17 protein-coding genes are annotated in these 16,582 nt (G+C 69.5%); 9 read left to right on the top strand and 8 right to left on the bottom strand.

Annotation, left to right across the window (positions count from 1 at the left end; all coding sequences use genetic code 11):
• The first annotated feature begins 30 nt into the window (after positions 1-30).
• Positions 31-1,428: an SLC13 family permease gene (locus KGQ91_RS06370; RefSeq protein WP_224420573.1), complete on the top strand. Its 1,398-nt coding sequence runs from the start codon at positions 31-33 to the stop codon at positions 1,426-1,428.
• Between the two features lie 111 nt (positions 1,429-1,539).
• Here the strand turns inward: KGQ91_RS06370 and KGQ91_RS06365 are convergent, their stop codons facing one another.
• The 3 genes from KGQ91_RS06365 to KGQ91_RS06355 form a co-directional block, all read right to left on the bottom strand.
• Positions 1,540-1,683 carry a hypothetical protein gene (locus tag KGQ91_RS06365; RefSeq protein WP_163648222.1) on the bottom strand — a complete coding sequence of 48 codons (144 nt, stop codon included), beginning with the start codon at positions 1,681-1,683 and terminating at the stop codon, positions 1,540-1,542.
• Positions 1,684-1,793: 110 nt separating this feature from the next.
• Entirely contained in the window at positions 1,794-2,552 is a 759-nt protein-coding gene (locus tag KGQ91_RS06360) for an SDR family NAD(P)-dependent oxidoreductase (protein ID WP_163648221.1), read from the bottom strand.
• A gap of 49 nt (positions 2,553-2,601) precedes the next feature.
• The gene (locus tag KGQ91_RS06355) at positions 2,602-3,813 is read right to left on the bottom strand and encodes a benzoate/H(+) symporter BenE family transporter (RefSeq protein WP_163648220.1); all 1,212 of its coding nucleotides are present in this window, start codon (positions 3,811-3,813) and stop codon (positions 2,602-2,604) included.
• Between the two features lie 163 nt (positions 3,814-3,976).
• Between KGQ91_RS06355 and KGQ91_RS06350 the strand changes: the two genes are divergently transcribed.
• The gene (locus KGQ91_RS06350; RefSeq protein WP_163648219.1) at positions 3,977-4,867 is read left to right on the top strand and encodes a LysR family transcriptional regulator; all 891 of its coding nucleotides are present in this window, start codon (positions 3,977-3,979) and stop codon (positions 4,865-4,867) included.
• 17 nt (positions 4,868-4,884) lie between these two features.
• Here KGQ91_RS06350 and KGQ91_RS06345 read toward each other — a convergent pair whose 3' ends face one another.
• Positions 4,885-5,211, bottom strand: coding sequence for a DUF4235 domain-containing protein (locus KGQ91_RS06345; protein WP_163648218.1), 327 nt, complete (start codon positions 5,209-5,211; stop codon positions 4,885-4,887).
• Between the two features lie 219 nt (positions 5,212-5,430).
• Between KGQ91_RS06345 and KGQ91_RS06340 the strand changes: the two genes are divergently transcribed.
• Positions 5,431-5,724, top strand: coding sequence for a hypothetical protein (locus KGQ91_RS06340; RefSeq protein WP_224420572.1), 294 nt, complete (start codon positions 5,431-5,433; stop codon positions 5,722-5,724).
• 18 nt (positions 5,725-5,742) lie between these two features.
• On the opposite strand, the gene KGQ91_RS06335 is transcribed toward KGQ91_RS06340, so the two are convergent.
• Complete coding sequence (locus KGQ91_RS06335; protein ID WP_224420571.1) at positions 5,743-6,828, bottom strand: right-handed parallel beta-helix repeat-containing protein; 1,086 nt, start codon at positions 6,826-6,828, stop codon at positions 5,743-5,745.
• A 170-nt stretch (positions 6,829-6,998) separates the two neighbouring features.
• Here KGQ91_RS06335 and KGQ91_RS06330 point away from each other — a divergent pair, with 170 nt between their 5' ends.
• Positions 6,999-8,381 (top strand): NAD-dependent succinate-semialdehyde dehydrogenase, encoded by a 1,383-nt coding sequence (locus KGQ91_RS06330; RefSeq protein WP_224420570.1) that lies wholly within the window; start codon positions 6,999-7,001, stop codon positions 8,379-8,381.
• A 98-nt stretch (positions 8,382-8,479) separates the two neighbouring features.
• Here KGQ91_RS06330 and KGQ91_RS06325 read toward each other — a convergent pair whose 3' ends face one another.
• From KGQ91_RS06325 to KGQ91_RS06315, 3 genes are read right to left on the bottom strand one after another with little or no spacing between them, the layout of a single operon-like run.
• The gene (locus KGQ91_RS06325; RefSeq protein WP_224420569.1) at positions 8,480-9,421 is read right to left on the bottom strand and encodes an ArsA family ATPase; all 942 of its coding nucleotides are present in this window, start codon (positions 9,419-9,421) and stop codon (positions 8,480-8,482) included.
• Between the two features lie 28 nt (positions 9,422-9,449).
• Complete coding sequence (locus KGQ91_RS06320) at positions 9,450-9,746, bottom strand: cory-CC-star protein (RefSeq protein ID WP_224420568.1); 297 nt, start codon at positions 9,744-9,746, stop codon at positions 9,450-9,452.
• Complete coding sequence (locus KGQ91_RS06315) at positions 9,733-11,484, bottom strand: carbon starvation CstA family protein (RefSeq protein WP_224420567.1); 1,752 nt, start codon at positions 11,482-11,484, stop codon at positions 9,733-9,735. Before KGQ91_RS06315 ends, KGQ91_RS06320 begins: the two co-directional genes overlap by 14 nt.
• 450 nt (positions 11,485-11,934) lie before the next feature.
• On the opposite strand from KGQ91_RS06315, the gene KGQ91_RS06310 reads away from it, so the two are divergent.
• From KGQ91_RS06310 to KGQ91_RS06290, 5 genes are all read left to right on the top strand, one after another.
• Positions 11,935-12,909 (top strand): sugar kinase, encoded by a 975-nt coding sequence (locus KGQ91_RS06310; protein ID WP_377172661.1) that lies wholly within the window; start codon positions 11,935-11,937, stop codon positions 12,907-12,909.
• Positions 12,910-13,042: 133 nt separating this feature from the next.
• Entirely contained in the window at positions 13,043-13,216 is a 174-nt protein-coding gene (locus KGQ91_RS06305; protein ID WP_224420566.1) for a hypothetical protein, read from the top strand.
• A 172-nt stretch (positions 13,217-13,388) separates the two neighbouring features.
• Positions 13,389-14,375, top strand: a complete 987-nt coding sequence (locus KGQ91_RS06300) for a 2-hydroxyacid dehydrogenase (RefSeq protein WP_224420565.1) — start codon at positions 13,389-13,391, stop codon at positions 14,373-14,375.
• Between the two features lie 128 nt (positions 14,376-14,503).
• On the top strand, positions 14,504-15,745 hold the full coding sequence (locus KGQ91_RS06295) for a GGDEF domain-containing protein (RefSeq protein WP_224420564.1): 1,242 nt from the start codon (positions 14,504-14,506) through the stop codon (positions 15,743-15,745).
• Positions 15,746-15,866: 121 nt separating this feature from the next.
• The gene (locus KGQ91_RS06290; RefSeq protein WP_224420563.1) at positions 15,867-16,556 is read left to right on the top strand and encodes an HAD-IA family hydrolase; all 690 of its coding nucleotides are present in this window, start codon (positions 15,867-15,869) and stop codon (positions 16,554-16,556) included.
• Positions 16,557-16,582: the final 26 nt, after the last annotated feature.

The following is a 16,582-nucleotide window of genomic DNA, read 5'->3' as shown; positions in this document are numbered from 1 at the left end:
GCGCCCTTCATCGCCGCCACCGGAGCCGCCATGTCCGCCGAGCCCTCCCGCCTGTCGCCTCGCCACCTCGTCAGCCTGACCGCCATCGTCGCGGTGGGGGCGTTCCTGCTGCTGGCGCCCGGCGCCTCCGACATGGTCCGGGCGGCGAGCGTCATCGTGCTGGCGATCGCGCTGTGGGCAACCGGCTGGCTGCCGCAGTGGCTGACCGCCCTGGCCTTCTTCACGCTGTGTACCGTCGCCGGCGTCGCCCCGCCCGACACGGTCTTCGCCGGTTTCGCCTCGGCGGCGACCTGGCTGGTGTTCTCCGGGCTGGCGATCGGCGCGGCGATCCAGCACACCGGCCTGGGCGCCACCGTGGCGGCCCGGGTCGGCCCGCATCTGCAGGGGTCCTACGCCGGCGCGGTGAGCGGCGTGGTGGCGCTGGGTCTGGCCATGGCCTTCGTCATGCCCTCGGGCATGGGGCGCGTGGTACTGCTGGTACCGATCCTGATCACCCTGGCCGACCATCTGGGCTATCAGGAAGGCCGCCCGGGCCGGACCGGCGTCATCCTCGGCGGCATCCTGGGCACCTTCCTGCCCACCTATGCCATCCTGCCGGCCAACGTCCCCAACAACGTGCTGATGGGGGCCGTCGAGGCGGTGCTCGGCGAGCCACCCACCTACAGCAGCTATCTGCTGCTGCACTTCCCGGTGCTCGGCGCCCTGAAGACCGTGCTGCTGGTCATCGTGATGCTCAGGCTCTATCCCGACCGCGCCCCCGCGCCCAGCGCCGCGGCGCCCGACAGGGCCACAAACGGCCGCACGCCGCTGAGCCGCCCGGAACGCCGCCTGGGCCTGCTGCTGCTGCTGGCCGTGACGCTGTGGCTCAGCGACGCCTGGCACGGCATCTCGCCGGCCTGGATCGGCCTGGCGATCGCCCTGGTCTGCCTGTTCCCGGGCAGTGGCCTGATGGCCGACAGGCCGCTGAAGTCGCTGAACGTCGAGCCGCTGATCTACGTCGCCGGCATCGTCAGCCTGGGCGCGCTGGCCCATCACAGCGGGCTGGGCGAACGGGTCGCCCACTACCTGCTCGCCGTGCTGCCGCTGTCCGATACCGGCGATGCCGCGACCTTCGGCCTGCTCAGCGGCCTGGCCATGACGCTGGGTACCTTCGTCACCCTGCCCGGCGTGCCGGCGATCCTGACGCCCATGGCGACGGAACTGGCCGCGATCACCGGCTGGTCGCCGGATGCGGTCGCCATGACCCAGGTGGTGGGCTTCTCCACGGTGCTGCTGCCCTACCAGGGGCCGCCGCTGGTGGTCGGACTGCTGGCGGCGGGACTGCGCCTGCGCGACGCGGCACGGGTATGCCTGATCATGGCCGCCATCAGCCTGGTGCTGCTGTGGCCGCTGGATTATCTATGGTGGCAGCTGCTGGGCTGGATCTAGCCAACGACACGAAGGTGTCGAGTCAGGTCGGGAAAAGCCCTGAAAAGGAAGAAAGCGAGAAGGCAGGAAGGGGAAAGGCAGGCGCCGCCGTAGCGGCGCGACGCACCGGCATCAGTCGATGCCGTAGAGGCCCATCAGCTGGCGGCGGTAGCCTTCATAGGCGCTCTCGGTCAGGCGCTCGAGCAGGCGATAGGCCGAGCGCCCGAAGCGGCGGGCCAGGGACGGACGGGAAGCGGTGGCGGTCTGGGCGGTCATGCAGGAGCCTCTGTCGGTGATGTATGCCGACAGTATGCCAAAGATTTAGACTTTAGTCTAAAGCGCCTCCCGCCCAGCGGGAGACGCTCGCGCGCAAGCCCGGCACTGCCTCAGTCGCGGTCGATGGCGAACCCGCCCCAGGCCTGGCGGACCGGCATCACCTCCAGGCGGTTGATGTTGACGTGCGCGGGCAGGGTGGCGACATGGAAGATCTGCTCGGCGATGTCCTCGGCCGTCAGCGGCGTGGTCGAGCCGTAGAGCTTGTCGTGGGTCGCCCGGTCGCCGCCGGTACGCACCAGGGTGAACTCCGTCTCGGCCAGGCCCGGCGCGATGTCGGTGACCCGCACCCCGGTGCCCAGCAGGTCGCAGCGCAGGTTGTAGCTGAACTGGCGGACGAAGGCCTTGGTGGCGCCATAGACATGGTTGCCCGGATAGGGCGTGTCGGCGGCCACCGAGCCCAGGTTGATGATGCTGGCACCGGCGCCCTGCCCGATCAGGGTCGGCAGCAGCGCATGGGTGACGTTGACCAGGCCGCTGACATTGGTGTCGATCATGGTCTGCCAGTCATCGAGGTCCACCGCCTGGGCGGGCTGCGGAGCCAGTGCCAGGCCCGCGTTGTTGACCAGGCAGGTGACGTCGCGGAACGCCTCGGGCAGTGCGCCGACCACCTGCTTGACCGCCTGGCTGTCGCGCACGTCGAGGACCGCCGTGTGCACCGGCACCTTGTCCTTCAGCTGCGCCTGCAGCTCGGTCAGCCGTTCTTCCCGGCGCCCGGTCAGCACCAGCGACCAGCCGGCCTCGGCGAAACGCCAGGCGCAGGCGCGACCGAAGCCTGACGTCGCGCCGGTGATGAATACGATCCGGTTCATGATGCTCTCCTCTTGCTGAGTGGTCATCTGCTGGGGGGTTCAGCGTAAATCATGAGCCTGTCGAGCGCTCGGCCCGGGGCAGGGGCTGGCGAGCCGGGGCCCGCCAGGACTTGTGCAGCACCAGATAGGCGGCGCCGCCGATCACCACGCCCCAGAAGGCCGAGCTCAACCCCAGGAAGGACATCCCCGAGGCGGTGGCCAGGAAGGTGAGCAGCGAGGCCTCGCGATGGTCGCCGGCGGTGACCGCCGTCTCGAGATTGCTGCCGATGGCGCCCACCAGGGCCAGCCCCGCCAGCACGGCGATGAAGGTGCCGGGCAGCGCGGTGAACAGCGCCACGATGGTGCCCGCCAGGGTCCCGCCGATCAGGTAGAAGACGCCGTTGGCGACCCCGGCCACATAGCGCTTGTCGTGGTCGTCATGGGCCTCCGGGCTGGTGCACAGCGCCGCGGTGATCGCCGCGATCACGGTGGTGATGCCTCCGAAGCAGGCGGTGGCCAGCGAGGTCAGCCCGGTGACCGTGATGATCGGACGCGCCGGCGTAGTGTAGCCGGCGTTGCGCATGATGGTCATGCCCGGCAGGAACTGGCCGGTGAGACTGACCAGCACCAGCGGCAGCGCCAGGCTCAGGGTGGCATGCCAGGACCACGCCGGAACGATCAGCGTGGGCGAGGCCAGCGACAGGCTCACGCCGTCCAGGCTGGCGCCCTCCAGGGCGGCCGACAGGGCAATGCCGACCCCCAGCAGCAGCACCAGGGAATAACGCGGGCACAGGCGCTTGAGCACCAGGTAGGCAGCGACCATGCCCAGCGCCAGGGCCGGCGCCGACGCCACCGCGTCGAAGATGCCGACCCCGAAGCGGAACAGGATCCCGGCCATCATCGCCCCGGCGAGGCCGCGGGGGATGAGCCGCAGCAGCCGGTCGAAGCCGCCGCTGAGCCCGATCAGCAGCAGGAGCACGGCGGCGGTGAGATAGGCGCCGACCGCCTCGTTGAGGGAGATCCCGGGAAACAGCGTGACCAGCAGCGCGGTACCCGGCGCCGACCAGGCGGTGACCACCGGAACCTTGAGCCACAGGCTCAGCCCGATGCCCGAGATCGCCGCGCCGATCGAGATCGCCCAGACCCAGGAGGTCATCATCGCCGGCGAGATGTCGGCGCTCTGGGCGGCCTGGAAGAAGATGATCAGCGGGCCGGAATAGGAGACCAGCACCGCCAGGAAGCCGGCCGTCAGGGCCGACAGGGAAAGGTCCTTGTGCAACATCGCGCGCTCCGAGGTATCGGGGAGTCCGGCCTGCCGGCCACGAGGGTCCCATGCGGTTCGACCTCAGCCTATTGGGCGCACTGTCGTTGATAAATACCCCTGGCGTGACAATACTGTTCAGCCTCAATGAACAATATTGAATGCAGCGAGGGCGATCCCGGTCATGGACCGACTTCAGGCGATGCAGCTGTTCACCCGGGTCGTGGAGCTGGGCAGCTTCACCCGGGCGGCGGAGCAGCTCGACATGTCCCGCGCCTCGGCCAGCATGCTGATCAAGCGGCTCGAGAGCCATCTCGGGGTGCGTCTGCTGCAGCGTACCACGCGTCAGGTGAGCCCGACCCTGGACGGGGACTCCTACTATCGCCACTGCCGCGAGATCCTGCTCCAGATCGAGGAGGCCGAGGGAGCCCTCGCCCAGGCGGCGCATCGCCCGCGGGGGCGGCTGCGCATCGACCTGCCGGCCTCGCTGAGCCGGCTGGTGGTGCTGCCCGCGCTGCCCGACTTCCACGCCCGCTACCCGGAGATCCAGCTCGAGGTCGGCAGCGGCGACCGGCGGGTCGACCTGGTGGCCGAGGGAGTGGACTGCGTGGTGCGCATCGGTGAGCTCAAGGATTCGACGCTGGTGGCCCGCCCCCTGCCGCCCCTGGAGCAGGTGACCTGCGCCAGTGCCGCCTACGTGGCCCGTCACGGCCGCCCCACCTCGCTGGAGCAGCTGGCGGGGCATCGCTGCGTCGCCTACCAGTCCCCCACCACCGGGCGGCCGGACCCGCTGGCCTTTCCGGTGGCGGGACGCGAACAGCCCCTGGACCTGCCGGCCGACCTGGCGGTCAACCACGGCGAGGCCTATGTGGCGGCCTGCGAAGCGGGCTACGGAATCATCCAGGTGCCGCGTTACCACGTCTCGCGCCAGCTCGCGGCAGGCACCCTGGTGGAACTGCTGCCCGACCATCGCCTGCCGCCCCTGCCGATGACCATCCTCTACCCCCACCATCGCCACCTGACGCCGCGGCTGCGGGTCTTCATCGACTGGCTGGTGGCGCTGTTCGCCCCATGAGCCGGCCCGATCGACCGTCAGTCCCGACCGCCCCGGCCACCGAGGGGCCCCGCCGTGCCGTCCAGCGGGCGTCGCGGCAGCGACCGCGAGCGCCGGCGACGCTGCGCCCGATGCAGCGCCTCGCTGCCCAGCCGACGCCCCGCCACCCGCGCCACCCCCACCAGGATGCCGGATGCGGCTCCCCACACCAGGGCGTCACGCCAGCGCACGTCGCGCTCGTAGGGGTCGAGCGGCGCCTTGCCGACCTTCCGTTCGTAGACCTTGCGGGTCCCGTTGCGTACCGCGATACCGGCGGCGATCGCCGTTCCCGCGCTGATCAGCGACCACAGGGTGCTCTCTCTCATGACGCTCACTCCTTCCGTGACAGTGGGCGACGACCGCGCACTGCAGCGGCCGTTTCCGCCTCCAGCCTAGCCGAGTCTGCGCGATGCCCCCAGCCAGCAGCCGGCCATTGCGGTATCATCGGCCATAAAGGCCACCCGCCAACCAGGTACTCGTTCATGCCAGCCCCCCTGTTCCCGATCGACCGCGCGCCCTCGCTTGCTCCCTGGCGAGCGGGTGTCATGGCCGCCGAAACCTGGGCCAGCGCCCTGGCCACGATCGCCCTGCGCCAGCAGCTGTGGCTGACCCAGCCACCGACCAGCCTGCCGTTGCTGGACGAGAACCAGCGCATGGTGACCGAGAAGTGGGAGGCCGGGGTCGAGCTGGCCGCCGTCTGGCACGAGACCTGGGTGGATGCCTGCACTGGCCGCCTGCCCTGCTGGTGGGAATCCAGCCAGCGGATCCTGCACCCGCTGCACCGACGCACCATGGCCAACTCCCGGCGCCTGACGGCGCGCCCGCCGCGGCGCTCCTGACGCGTCCGAGGGCCTCCCTCACCCATCCGGCGCGGCCTCCCGGCTGCCATCGTAGCGAATGCAGTGCCCATAGCGCTCCCACGACGGCTCGTCGTTGGGGCTGTTGTGGAAGGTATCGCCCTGCGAGAGATTGGGCGGGGTGTCGAAGCCGCGGCAGTTGGCGGCATCGTCCAGCGAGACCTGGAAGCCGTGGCCGTTGTCGACGAAGCGGTTGTTGCGGAAGACGTTGTCGCGGCTGAAGCTGTCCTCCCAGCACTCCACCGGGTTGCGGTGACGAATCGAGCAGGTCAGGAACACCCCGGCCTGGCGATTGCCGCGGAACAGGTTGTCACGGAACACATTGTGTTCGGCATCCGCCAGGTAGATCCCGTGGGAACCGTTGTCGAGGAGCCGGTTGTCGATGACCTCGCCATCGCGCAGGTATTCGACGGTAATGCCCGCGGCGACGTTGTGCTCGATGGTGTTGCCGACGACCCGCGTGGCCCCCGCCCGATTGAGCGACAGGCCGTCCCACTGGGCCCCGGCCAGGTGATTGTCCTCGATGGTCACGTCACGGCTGTGGTACTCGGTCAGCAGGCAGGCGCTGCGGCAGTCGCGGATGTCCAGCCGACGCAGGGTCACGCCATCGCCGCGCCGCACGATCAGCGCACTGTTGCTGAGATAGGACAGATCCTCGCGGAACTCCGGACCGCCGGCACCGCTGCCGCGAATCGCCAGGTCGCTGACCGTGACGTCGTGGATCGGCTTGCCCGGCACCTGGCGACGCGCCTCGCCGAGCACCAGCACCGGGCTGACCACGCCCTCCGCCAGGCCCAGCCGGGTGGCCTGTGCGCCCTGGCCGCGCAGGGTCACATGGTCGCGCTCGAGCGTGACCATGTCCGACAGGCGGAAGTCCCCCGCCGCCAGGCACACGGTCTGCGGCGCACCGTTGTCGGGCAGCCCGTCGATCGCGTCCTGCAGGCTTTCCCCGGGGCGCACCAGCCGATCGCAGTCATCACCGCCCGTCGCCGCCAGCGCGCCACCGCTCACCAGCCCGCTCAGCACCAGCAATCCGAGGCCCAGCAGAAGGTCGCCCAACCGCCGCCCGCCGAATCGTCTCGTCATCACGCCTCCCTGTGATACGTCGCCTCGCCCGGATCGCCGGGCCCGTGTACGGACTTTGCCCGAAACCGCTCCCGCCTGCCACGCCCTTGAAGGCTATCGGGCCCGTCGCCACTGTCTACACTGAGGACGCGAGAAAGGATGCATTCACGCACGTCACCAAGGAGAACGTGATGAGCCGCAATACCCTCACCGCCGTCAACCCGGCCACCGATGAGGTCATCGGGCAGCACGAGATGCTCGACGAACAGGGCGTCCGCGACAAGCTGGACGCCACGCGCCGCGGCTACGACGAACTGCGCCGGCTGACGGTCGCCGAGCGCGCCAGGAAGCTCCATGCCGTCGCCGACCTGATCGAGCAGCGCCAGGCCGACATCGGCGAGGTGATCTGCCGGGAGATGGGCAAGAAGTTCTCCGGCGTGATCGCCGAGACGAAAATCTCGGCGGCGATCGTGCGCTTCTACGCCGATCATGCCGAGGAATTCATGGCCCCCAAGCCCAAGCAGGTGCCCGGCGCGCAAAAGGCCGAGGTGGTCCGCGACCCGATGGGCGCGGTGCTCGGCATCATGCCCTGGAACTACCCGCTCTATCAGGTGGTGCGCTTCGCCGCGCCCAACCTCGCCGGCGGCAACGCCTGCCTGCTCAAGCACGCCTCCAACGTCCCCGGCAGCGCCAAGCTGATCACCCAGCTGTTCCACGATGCCGGCTTCGAGGAAGGCACCTTCACCTGGCTGCCGGTCTCCTCCAGCGCGATCGAGGGCATCCTGCGCGACCCGATCGTCTGCGGGGTCACGCTGACCGGCAGCGAGGAAGCCGGCCGCGCCGTGGCCAGGCAGGCTGGTGAGCTGATCAAGCCCAGCGTGCTCGAGCTCGGCGGCATCGACCCGCTGATCGTGCTCGACGACGCCGATGTCGACAAGGCCGTGGAGATTGCCATCAACGGGCGCTTCGACAACACCGGCCAGAGCTGCGCGGCCTCCAAGCGCCTGATCGTGGTCGAGTCGATGGTCGAGCGCTTCACCGAGCGCCTCGTCGACCAGGTCCAGAAGCTGCGCATCGGCAACCCGCTCGACGAGGACACCGACATCGGCCCGATGTCGCGCAAGGACCTGCGCGACGACCTCCACGATCAGGTCAAGCGCGCGGTGCAGCACGGCGCCCAGATCGAGACAGGCGGCCAGGTTCTCGAGCGCCCCGGCGCCTGGTACGCGCCCACCGTGCTGACCAACGTCGCCCCGGGCAACCCGGCCTTCGACGAGGAGCTGTTCGGCCCGGTCGCCGCGGTGATCACCGCCGACAACGTCGAGCACGCCATCGAACTGGCCAACCACAGCCCCTATGGCCTGGGCGGCACCGTGGTCGGCCAGGACCTCGAGCGCGCCGAGGCGGTGGCCCGTCGCCTCGACGTGGGCATGAGCTTCGTCAACCGCCCCACCACGCCCTTCGACGAGCTGCCCTTCGGCGGCGTCAAGCGCAGCGGCTACGGTCGCGAGCAGAGCGAGTACGGCTTCGGCGAGTTCCTCAACGTGCGCACGGTGTACGTGGCCGACGCCTGAACGAAGGCCATACCGCGCCATGACGGCGCCCTGCCCCGAAAACAGCGAGGCCCCGCCGGATGGCGGGGCCTCGCTGTTTCACGGACGCGGGCACTCGCTCAGTCGTGGGCCTGCCAGGGGTCGAGCCCCCGCAGGGCATCGCTCAGCGGTTGCAGGTCGTCACAGGACGCCGGCGCATGCGGCTGATGGCTGATCTCGAGCACCGGCCGGTCGGCGAAGGTGGCGGCGAGCTGCTCGCGCCACGGCCGCTGTTCGTCGCGCCAGTTGGTCAGCCAGGTGCTGTCGACGTCTTCCGGCAGGCACTTGTTGACCACCAGCGCGCCGACGTGCAGGCCATGGGCCTCGAGCAGCTCGCGGGTGCGCGCCGTCTCCAGGGTCGGCAGGCGCTCGGGGTTGGCGACCAGCACCACCGCCGAATGCGCGCCGCAGGTCAGGTGCTCGCGGGCCGCGGCCAGACGGCCGCGACGGCGCATCAAGGCCTCCTGGATCGGGTCGTCGACCACCTCGCCATCACCCAGCCACGCCTTGTAGTCGCTGCGCACCTTGCGCCGGCGCTGCATCAGGCCGTCGACCCAGGCGCCCATGATCTCGGGCAGCGCCAGCAGGCGCACGGTGTGCCCCCCGGGGGCGGTATCGAAGATCAGCCGGTCGTAGTCCCGGCCGGTCTCGAGCAACAGCCCCACCAGGGCGTCGAACAGTGCCGCCTCCTCGGTGCCCGGCGCGTGACGCGCCAGATCCAGCTGACGGAACACCGTGGTGCTGCGCTCGCCGCTGACCAGCGGCCGGATCGTGTCCTTGACCTGATCGAGATAGCGCTGTGTCTCGCGGTCGGGATCGAGCTCGACCACGTCGAGGTCGGGGCGCATGCGGGTCGGGGTGGCCCCCGGCGCCCGGCCGAACAGATCGGCCAGGTTGTGGGCGGGGTCGGTGGACACCAGCAGGGTCTTCTGCCCCGCGGCCGCGCAGTTCAGCGCATAGGCGGTGGCGCAGCTGGTCTTGCCGACGCCGCCCTTGCCGCCGAAGAACAGGCTTCTGGCCATGTCGGACTCCTCGTCGGGTGGCGAATGGCTAGCAGCAGCGGAAGCTGTCCAGCGGCGAGCGCGGGATGCCCTGGCGCCGGTGCCACTCGTGGAACCGCTCGAGCATGTAGGGGTAGAGCTCGAGCGTCATGTCGCTGACGGGGTTGGGAATGCCCATCATGTCGCAGAAGCACAGCAACATGAACAGGTCCTCCTCGTCCTGCAGCTCGCGCGCGATCTCCTGACGATGCGGCAGGCTCAGCACCGCATCGTAGCCCTGGATGACCCGGCCGATCCGCGCCCGCCAGCCGGCGGGCGCGTCGCCGTCACGATCAGCGCGACTCATCGCTCAACGCATCCAGACGTTCGCCGGCCCCCTGACGGAAGCTGCGCGACGCCTCCAGCAGGATCCACAGCGTGAAGACCAGGATCAGGCTGCCGAAGCTGAACAGCAGCAGGTTGCGCGGAGCGTCCCCGAAGCCGGACCAGGTGAAGATCACCTGCTGCCCCATGGCCCACAGGGTCATGACCAGCAGGAACAGCATCGGTGCCAGGGTGAAGACCACCGGCCGCCCCTGGCGCTTGAGCCATACCGACACCAGCATCAGGGTGATGCCCGCCAGCAGCTGGTTGCTGGTACCGAACAGCGGCCACAGCAGGTAGCCGCCGGAGCCGAAGCCGTTGGGGCCTTCCGGCAGGATCACCAGCGCCGCGCTGGAGACCACGGCGATGCTGGTCGCCACGTGCTTGCGGGCCAGTACCGGCATGCCGTACTCGGTGCCCAGCTCGGCGATGATGTAGCGCATCAGGCGCACCGCGGTGTCCAGGGTGGTGGCCGCGAAGCTGACCACGATCACCGCCACCAGCGTCGAGCCCATCTGGGTGGGAATGCCCAGGTTGGCCGCCAGCTGGCCGGCACCCTTGACGAACGAGCCCAGGCCGCTGGAGCCGGCCGCCGAGAAGCTGGAATAGGTGGCGGTGAAGTCGGCGCCGCTGGCAAACAGCGTGCCCACGGCGATGATCGCCACCATCGCCAGCATGCCCTCGCCGAGCGCGCCGCCGTAGCCGATCAGCCGGGCGTCGGTTTCCTTGTCGAGCTGCTTGGAGGTGGTCCCCGAGCCGACCAGCCCGTGGAACCCGGAGATCGCCCCGCAGGCGATGGTGATGAACAGCAGCGGGTACCAGGCGATGTCGGCCTCGCCGTTGACCGCCGGCGCGGTCATGTCCGGCGCCCCGAACAGCAGGCCCAGGTAGAGCAGCGCCAGGCCGACGACCAGCTGGTGGGAGTTGATGTAGTCACGCGGCTGCAGCAGCTTCCAGACCGGCAGCGTGGAGGCGACGTAGACGTAGACCATCAGCACCACGATCCACACCAGGAAGGCCATCGAGGTGCCGTCGAAGCCGCCGACGACCGACGCATCCGCGCCGCCGAACCAGCTCACCAGGTCGATCTGCAGGGCGGGAACCTCGCTGGCCAGCAGCGCCGCCCCGTACATGACCACCAGCGCCACCACCGAGGGCAGCAGCATCGAGCCCGAATGCCGATAGACGCGATAGCCGATCCACACCGCCAGCGGGATCTGGATGAACACCGAGAGCACGCTCGACGGGAAGGTGATGAACAGCTTGGCGATGACCCACGCGAAGACCGCGTTGATCATCAGCACCAGAATCAGAATGATGAACAGGAACAGCAGCTTGGCCCGCTGACCGATGAGCCGGTTGGCCAGGGTGCCGATCGAGTGGCCCTTGTGGCGGCTCGACAGCACGATGGCGCCGAAGTCGTGCACGCCGGCGGCGAAGACCGTGCCCAGTACCACCCAGAGGATGGCCGGCAGCCAGCCCCAGTAGATGGCGATGGCGGGGCCGACGATCGGCGCGGCCCCGGCCACCGAGGTGAAGTGGTGGCCCCAGAGGATCCACTTGTTGGTGGGCACGTAGTCGACGCCGTCGCGATAGGTGTGCGCGGGCGTCTGGAAGTCGGGGTCGAGGCGATAGATGCGTTCGGCGATGAACTTCGAATAGAATCGAAAGCCCATCACGAAACACACGACGCCGAAAACGGCGATCCAGATTGCGTTCATGACGTGTCCTTGATGGCTGACAGCGGTGGGAGACGATGTTCACGACAGGGAACACCGCCAGCCTTCAGCCCGGCCGGCCGACCCGCCGTGTTACGTGCCGGTCACAATTGAAGCAGGCATAAGCTGAGAAGGCTAAGCAATTATTCGTCAGCCGTTGACCGGCGTCAAACGAGCCGCGGTACCGGCCTTGCCGACGATCGCCAGGAAACCGCTGCATGCCGGGCTTCGCGCCGACCGGGCCGGGGCCGACATGCGACGAATGTCTAACCGGCGCTGGATTGTTGCCTTCGCGCCTCGCCACCTACGATGGGAACGCTTAGCGTTTTCACACGACCGCCGCCATCGTGCCGCCGCTTCTCCACGCCAGCCCCTCGCCCCGTGGCCCGAACCAGCAGCGGGCCCCGATCGTGCCGGTGGGTCGTACACAGCGCAGCCGGCCGCCGAGGACCCATGATGACTTCCCGCCCCACCCCTCCCGAGATTCTCACCTTCGGCGAGGCGATGACGCTGTTCGTCGCCGAGACGCCCGGCGACCTGGCCGAGGTGGCGCGCTTCCGGCGCGGCATCGCCGGCGCCGACACCAACGTCGCGATCGGCCTGGCGCGGCTGGGCTTCCATGTCGGCTGGCTGAGCCGGGTCGGCGACGACAGCTTCGGCACCTATATTCGCCGTACCCTGGAGGCCGAGGGGCTGGACTGCCGCCACCTGACGCGCGATCCGGATCATGCCACCGGCCTGGTGTTCAAGGCACGCGTCGACGACGGTTCCGATCCGCATGTCGAGTACGTGCGCCGCGGCAGCGCCGCCAGCTTTTTCTCGCCCGCGGACGCGCAGGCGGTGGACTTCGCCGCCGCCCGCCACCTGCATGCCACCGGCATCCCGCCGGCCCTGTCGGCCTCGGCCCGCGAGCTGGCCTTCCACATGCTCGAGCGGGCCCGCACCGCCGGCGTCGGTATCTCGTTCGACCCCAACCTGCGACCCGGCCTGTGGGGCAGCGACGCCGAGATGCGCGATACGCTCAACGATCTGGCGAGTCGCGCCGACTGGGTGCTGCCCGGCCTCGCCGAGGGGCGGCGGCTGACCGGGCTGGACTCCGCCCACGACATCGCCGGTTTCTATCTCGATCGCGGCGCCCGGGCGGTGATCATCAAGCTGGGGCCGGAAGGCGGCTACTATCGCGATGCCACACAGCACTTCACCATCGAGGGCTTCCCGGTCGCCGAGGTCATCGACACCGTAGGCGCCGGCGACGGCTTCGCGGTGGGGGTGGTCAGCGCCCTGCTCGACGGCCTCTCCCCGCGCACCGCAGTACGCCGCGGCAACCTGATCGGCGCCCGGGCGGTGCAGGTCCGCGGCGACATGGAAGGCCTGCCCCATCGCGCGCGACTCACCGAGCTCGAGGCCGATCTGCCGCCGCTGGACTGAGGGCGCCTCGGCGATCCGCCCCCGCGGCGGCGGCGTCCCCATTCACGACGTCTAATGTTGCGTTAAGACAAGACGAGCACGCTCAGGGGCGGCGGCAACGCCAACATTCACGACGCAACACAGGACAAGTCTCATGAATATCAACGCAGCCAATCACGCGCTCCTCCAGCAGGCGGCTCAGGCTCAGGCGGCATCCCAGCCCCAGCCGGCCGCCAGGCCCGACAACGACGGCGACCAGGACGACGGTGTTCAGCGCAGCCCGCGTCCCCAGGGGGCCCTGGGGCATAACATCGACGTCGAGGCCTGAGACCCGCCTGTCGCCTGCCCGGCAGGCGACAGGCCATCGGCCACCGGCAACAGGGCGGGCGCGGCAGACACGGAACATGCGATACCCTGAAGGGCATGCCGGGGCGCCGCCCGGCGGCCACACTGCCGACACCGGCGTGAATGCCCCTCCCGACCCCATACCCGGAGCCATCATGAAGAAACGCATCACCGCCTTTCGCCGTCTCAAGCAGCACCACCTGGAACAGCTCAGCGAGCACTTCCGCGTCGACTACTTCCCCGAGCTCGACTCGCCCGACGACCCGGCCTTCCGCGAGGCGCTGCGCGAGGCCCACGGGCTGGTCGGCGCCGGCCTGCCGATCACCCCGGCGCTGCTCGACGACGCCCCGCACCTGGAAGCCATCGCCAGCATCTCGGTGGGCGTCGACAACTACCCGATCGACGAGCTGACCCGTCGCGACATCCTGCTGTGCAACACCCCGGACGTGCTCACCGAGACCACCGCCGACACCGGCTTCGCGCTGATCATGGCCACCGCCCGACGGGTCGTGGAGCTGGCCGACTTCGTCAGGCGCGGCGACTGGCAGGCGAGTATCGGCGAGGCGCAGTTCGGCAGCGACGTGCATGGCAAGACCCTGGGCATGGTCGGCCTGGGACGCATCGGCGCCGCCGTGGCGCGTCGCGGCGCCCTGGGCTTCGGCATGCCGGTGCTCTACTCCAACGCCTCGCCCAAGCCCGAGCTGGAACGCGAACTCGGCGCCCGGCGCCGCGAGCTCGACGAACTGCTCGCCGAGGCCGACTTCGTCTGCGTCACCGTGCCGCTGACCGCCGAGACCACCCACCTGTTCGGCGCCGCGCAGTTCGCGCGCATGAAGCCGAGCGCGATCTTCGTCAACATCGCCCGCGGCAAGGTGGTCGACGAGCCGGCACTGATCGCCGCCCTCGAGGCCGGCGAGATTCGCGCCGCGGGCCTGGACGTCTTCGCGCAGGAGCCGCTGCCGGCCGATTCGCCGCTGCCGCGGATGGCCAACGTGGTCGCGCTGCCGCACATTGGCTCGGCGACCGTCGAGACCCGCGACGCCATGGCCCAGCGGGCGGTCGACAACATCGCCCGGGCGCTGCGTGGCGAGCGACCGATCAGTCTGGTCAACGAGGCCGCCTGGCACGCTCGGCACGACTGACCTCATCCTTTCGGCCGAGGTCCGCTCTGTATAACCTGGGCTATACTCGACAGCGCGACGCATTGCCGTGGCCACGACAATAACGCCCCCGGAGACTTCTCACATGGGCCCACAGCAGGGAACCGATCATGCGCTCTTGCGGGCTGTCGGCCGATACCGCACGCCTCGGCGACTACACTCGCCGCCTGGCGGCGCTCTGGCATGCCCAGGGCGACGTCGACTACCGCCGGGCCAAGGCACGCGACTACACGCGCTTCACGGTCGGCTCGCTGTGCCTGACCGCCCTTTTCGTGCTGTGCAACATCAGCTGGGACTTCGCCCTCGACGCCGACCACGCCGGTGACGCCATCGGCCACCGGGTGGCGGAGGCCGGGGCGGTGCTGGCCTGGGCACTGGCCACGCGCCACGGCATTCACAGCCGATGGTCGCGCACCGCCACCCTGGCGGTGCCGCTGTTCGTCGAGGCCAGCTTCCTGGACGTTCTCAGCCTGTTCGAGCACGGCCGGGCCTACGGCATGGGCGGCTTCCTGTACTTCTTCATCTTCATGCCCTTCCTGCTGCTCGGCCAGTCGCTGCGCCTGTCGACCCTGGTGCTCTCGGCGATCACCCTGTTCCCCCTACTGGTCGCCTGGCTGGGCGGCTACGACGACTTCGATCGCCGGGTCTACCTGGCCTACATGCTGGTCAGCCTGCCCCCCGTGCTGGCGTTGCGCGGCTTCGTCGAGTCCCTCTACTGGCGCCTGTATCGCTACCGCTGCCGCATGGAACACCAGGCCGTCACCGACAGCCTCACCGGCCTGGCCAACCGACGTCATTTCCTCCATGAAGGCCTGCGCAGCCTGAGGCGTCATCACCGCCACAAGCAGCCGGCGAGCCTGCTGTTCATCGACATCGACCATTTCAAGCGGATCAACGACACCTTCGGGCATCGCGCCGGCGACCGGGCCATCGCCAAGGTGGCCGCACGGCTGCAGCAGTGTCGCCGCCCCGGCGACCTGCTCGCCCGCTACGGTGGCGAGGAATTCGTGCTCCTGCTGCCGGCGACCTCGCCCGCGCAGGCAGTCGATGTCGCCGAGCGGATCCGCGCGACGATCGCCGCCACGCCACTGCGGCTGCCCGACGCGGCAGTCCCGCCGCTGCCTCTGACCGCCAGCATCGGTGTCGCCAGCTGTCTGCCGACGGAAGACCGCGCCGTGGACATCGACCGCCTGATCCACGACGCCGATCTCACGGCCTATACCGCCAAGCGCCAGGGCCGCAACCGGGTCGTCCTGCACCCGGGCGACACGCCGGACGAGACCACGCGCGACGGCATCGCGCCCTCCGACGGGGCGTCGGCGGCCCGCCGGGCGACAAATTCGCCACGATGAGCTAGAGTATTAAGAAACAGCGTTCTTTAAGTCCGCAACATCATGCTCAACCGCGTGCCGTCCCTGCCGATAAATGGAGACAAGAGCCCCACGCCAGGGCTGGCCGCAAGAGACACGACCCATGCACCAACCCTTCTGTCTGCTGTTTGACTGCGATGGCACCCTGGTGGACAGCGAACCGCTCCTCGCGGAAGTGATGGCCGACGCACTCAACCGTGCCGGCCTTCCCTTCGTTGCCCGGCAATACATGGAGGAGTTCCGCGGCGTCCGCTTCATGACCATCGTCGCCGAGCTGGAACGCCGCCACGGCACCCTCGACCCCGGCGTCCGCGCCGCCACGGAGGCCGAGATGCGCGCCACGCTGGCGCGACGCATGGCCAGTGAGCTCCAGCCCATCCCCCACGTCCGCGAGACCCTCGAGCGACTGGCGCATCATCCGCGCTGCGTGGCCTCCAACGGCCCCGAACACAAGATCCGCAACGCTCTCGACAGCACCCGGCTGCGCCCGCACTTCGGCGATCGGCTCTACAGCGGCTATACCCTGAACTGCTGGAAGCCCGACCCGGGCCTGTTCCGTCACGCCGCCCTCGGCATGGGCCACGCGCCATCGCGGTGCGTGGTCATCGACGATGCCGCCGTGGGGGTCGCCGCCGGCCTGAGCGCCGGGATGCACGTCATCCACATCAACCGCTTCCCGGACACCGAAGTCACCCCGCCGGGAGCGATCGCCATGCACGACATGCGCGAGCTCCCTGGCCTGCTCGCCGGCCTGGCCGCGCACCTCGAGCCGCCGGCGGCCCTGGCCCGGTAGGGCGCTGCATGCCTTGCCGGCGCGGC

This window comes from Modicisalibacter tunisiensis, assembly GCF_020148005.1.
In the GTDB taxonomy this organism is placed as follows: Bacteria; Pseudomonadota; Gammaproteobacteria; order Pseudomonadales; family Halomonadaceae; genus Modicisalibacter; species Modicisalibacter tunisiensis.
The sequence above is the reverse complement of the archived record's forward strand: the minus strand, read 5'-3'. Positions and strand labels throughout refer to the sequence as shown.

Excerpts from the sequence above, each read along its gene's own strand:
- KGQ91_RS06355 (WP_163648220.1), bottom strand. The coding sequence starts at position 3,813 with ATGTTGCACAAGGACCTTTCCCTGTCGGCCCTGACGGCCGGCTTCCTG.
- KGQ91_RS06290 (WP_224420563.1), top strand. The coding sequence starts at position 15,867 with ATGCACCAACCCTTCTGTCTGCTGTTTGACTGCGATGGCACCCTGGTG.
- KGQ91_RS06370 (WP_224420573.1), top strand. The coding sequence starts at position 31 with ATGTCCGCCGAGCCCTCCCGCCTGTCGCCTCGCCACCTCGTCAGCCTG.
- KGQ91_RS06315 (WP_224420567.1), bottom strand. The coding sequence starts at position 11,484 with ATGAACGCAATCTGGATCGCCGTTTTCGGCGTCGTGTGTTTCGTGATG.
- KGQ91_RS06300 (WP_224420565.1), top strand. The coding sequence starts at position 13,389 with ATGAAGAAACGCATCACCGCCTTTCGCCGTCTCAAGCAGCACCACCTG.
- KGQ91_RS06330 (WP_224420570.1), top strand. The coding sequence starts at position 6,999 with ATGAGCCGCAATACCCTCACCGCCGTCAACCCGGCCACCGATGAGGTC.
- KGQ91_RS06365 (WP_163648222.1), bottom strand. The coding sequence starts at position 1,683 with ATGACCGCCCAGACCGCCACCGCTTCCCGTCCGTCCCTGGCCCGCCGC.
- KGQ91_RS06310 (WP_377172661.1), top strand. The coding sequence starts at position 11,935 with ATGATGACTTCCCGCCCCACCCCTCCCGAGATTCTCACCTTCGGCGAG.
- KGQ91_RS06335 (WP_224420571.1), bottom strand. The coding sequence starts at position 6,828 with ATGACGAGACGATTCGGCGGGCGGCGGTTGGGCGACCTTCTGCTGGGC.
- KGQ91_RS06345 (WP_163648218.1), bottom strand. The coding sequence starts at position 5,211 with ATGAGAGAGAGCACCCTGTGGTCGCTGATCAGCGCGGGAACGGCGATC.
- KGQ91_RS06325 (WP_224420569.1), bottom strand. The coding sequence starts at position 9,421 with ATGGCCAGAAGCCTGTTCTTCGGCGGCAAGGGCGGCGTCGGCAAGACC.
- KGQ91_RS06320 (WP_224420568.1), bottom strand. The coding sequence starts at position 9,746 with ATGAGTCGCGCTGATCGTGACGGCGACGCGCCCGCCGGCTGGCGGGCG.
- KGQ91_RS06350 (WP_163648219.1), top strand. The coding sequence starts at position 3,977 with ATGGACCGACTTCAGGCGATGCAGCTGTTCACCCGGGTCGTGGAGCTG.
- KGQ91_RS06305 (WP_224420566.1), top strand. The coding sequence starts at position 13,043 with ATGAATATCAACGCAGCCAATCACGCGCTCCTCCAGCAGGCGGCTCAG.
- KGQ91_RS06295 (WP_224420564.1), top strand. The coding sequence starts at position 14,504 with ATGCGCTCTTGCGGGCTGTCGGCCGATACCGCACGCCTCGGCGACTAC.
- KGQ91_RS06360 (WP_163648221.1), bottom strand. The coding sequence starts at position 2,552 with ATGAACCGGATCGTATTCATCACCGGCGCGACGTCAGGCTTCGGTCGC.
- KGQ91_RS06340 (WP_224420572.1), top strand. The coding sequence starts at position 5,431 with ATGGCCGCCGAAACCTGGGCCAGCGCCCTGGCCACGATCGCCCTGCGC.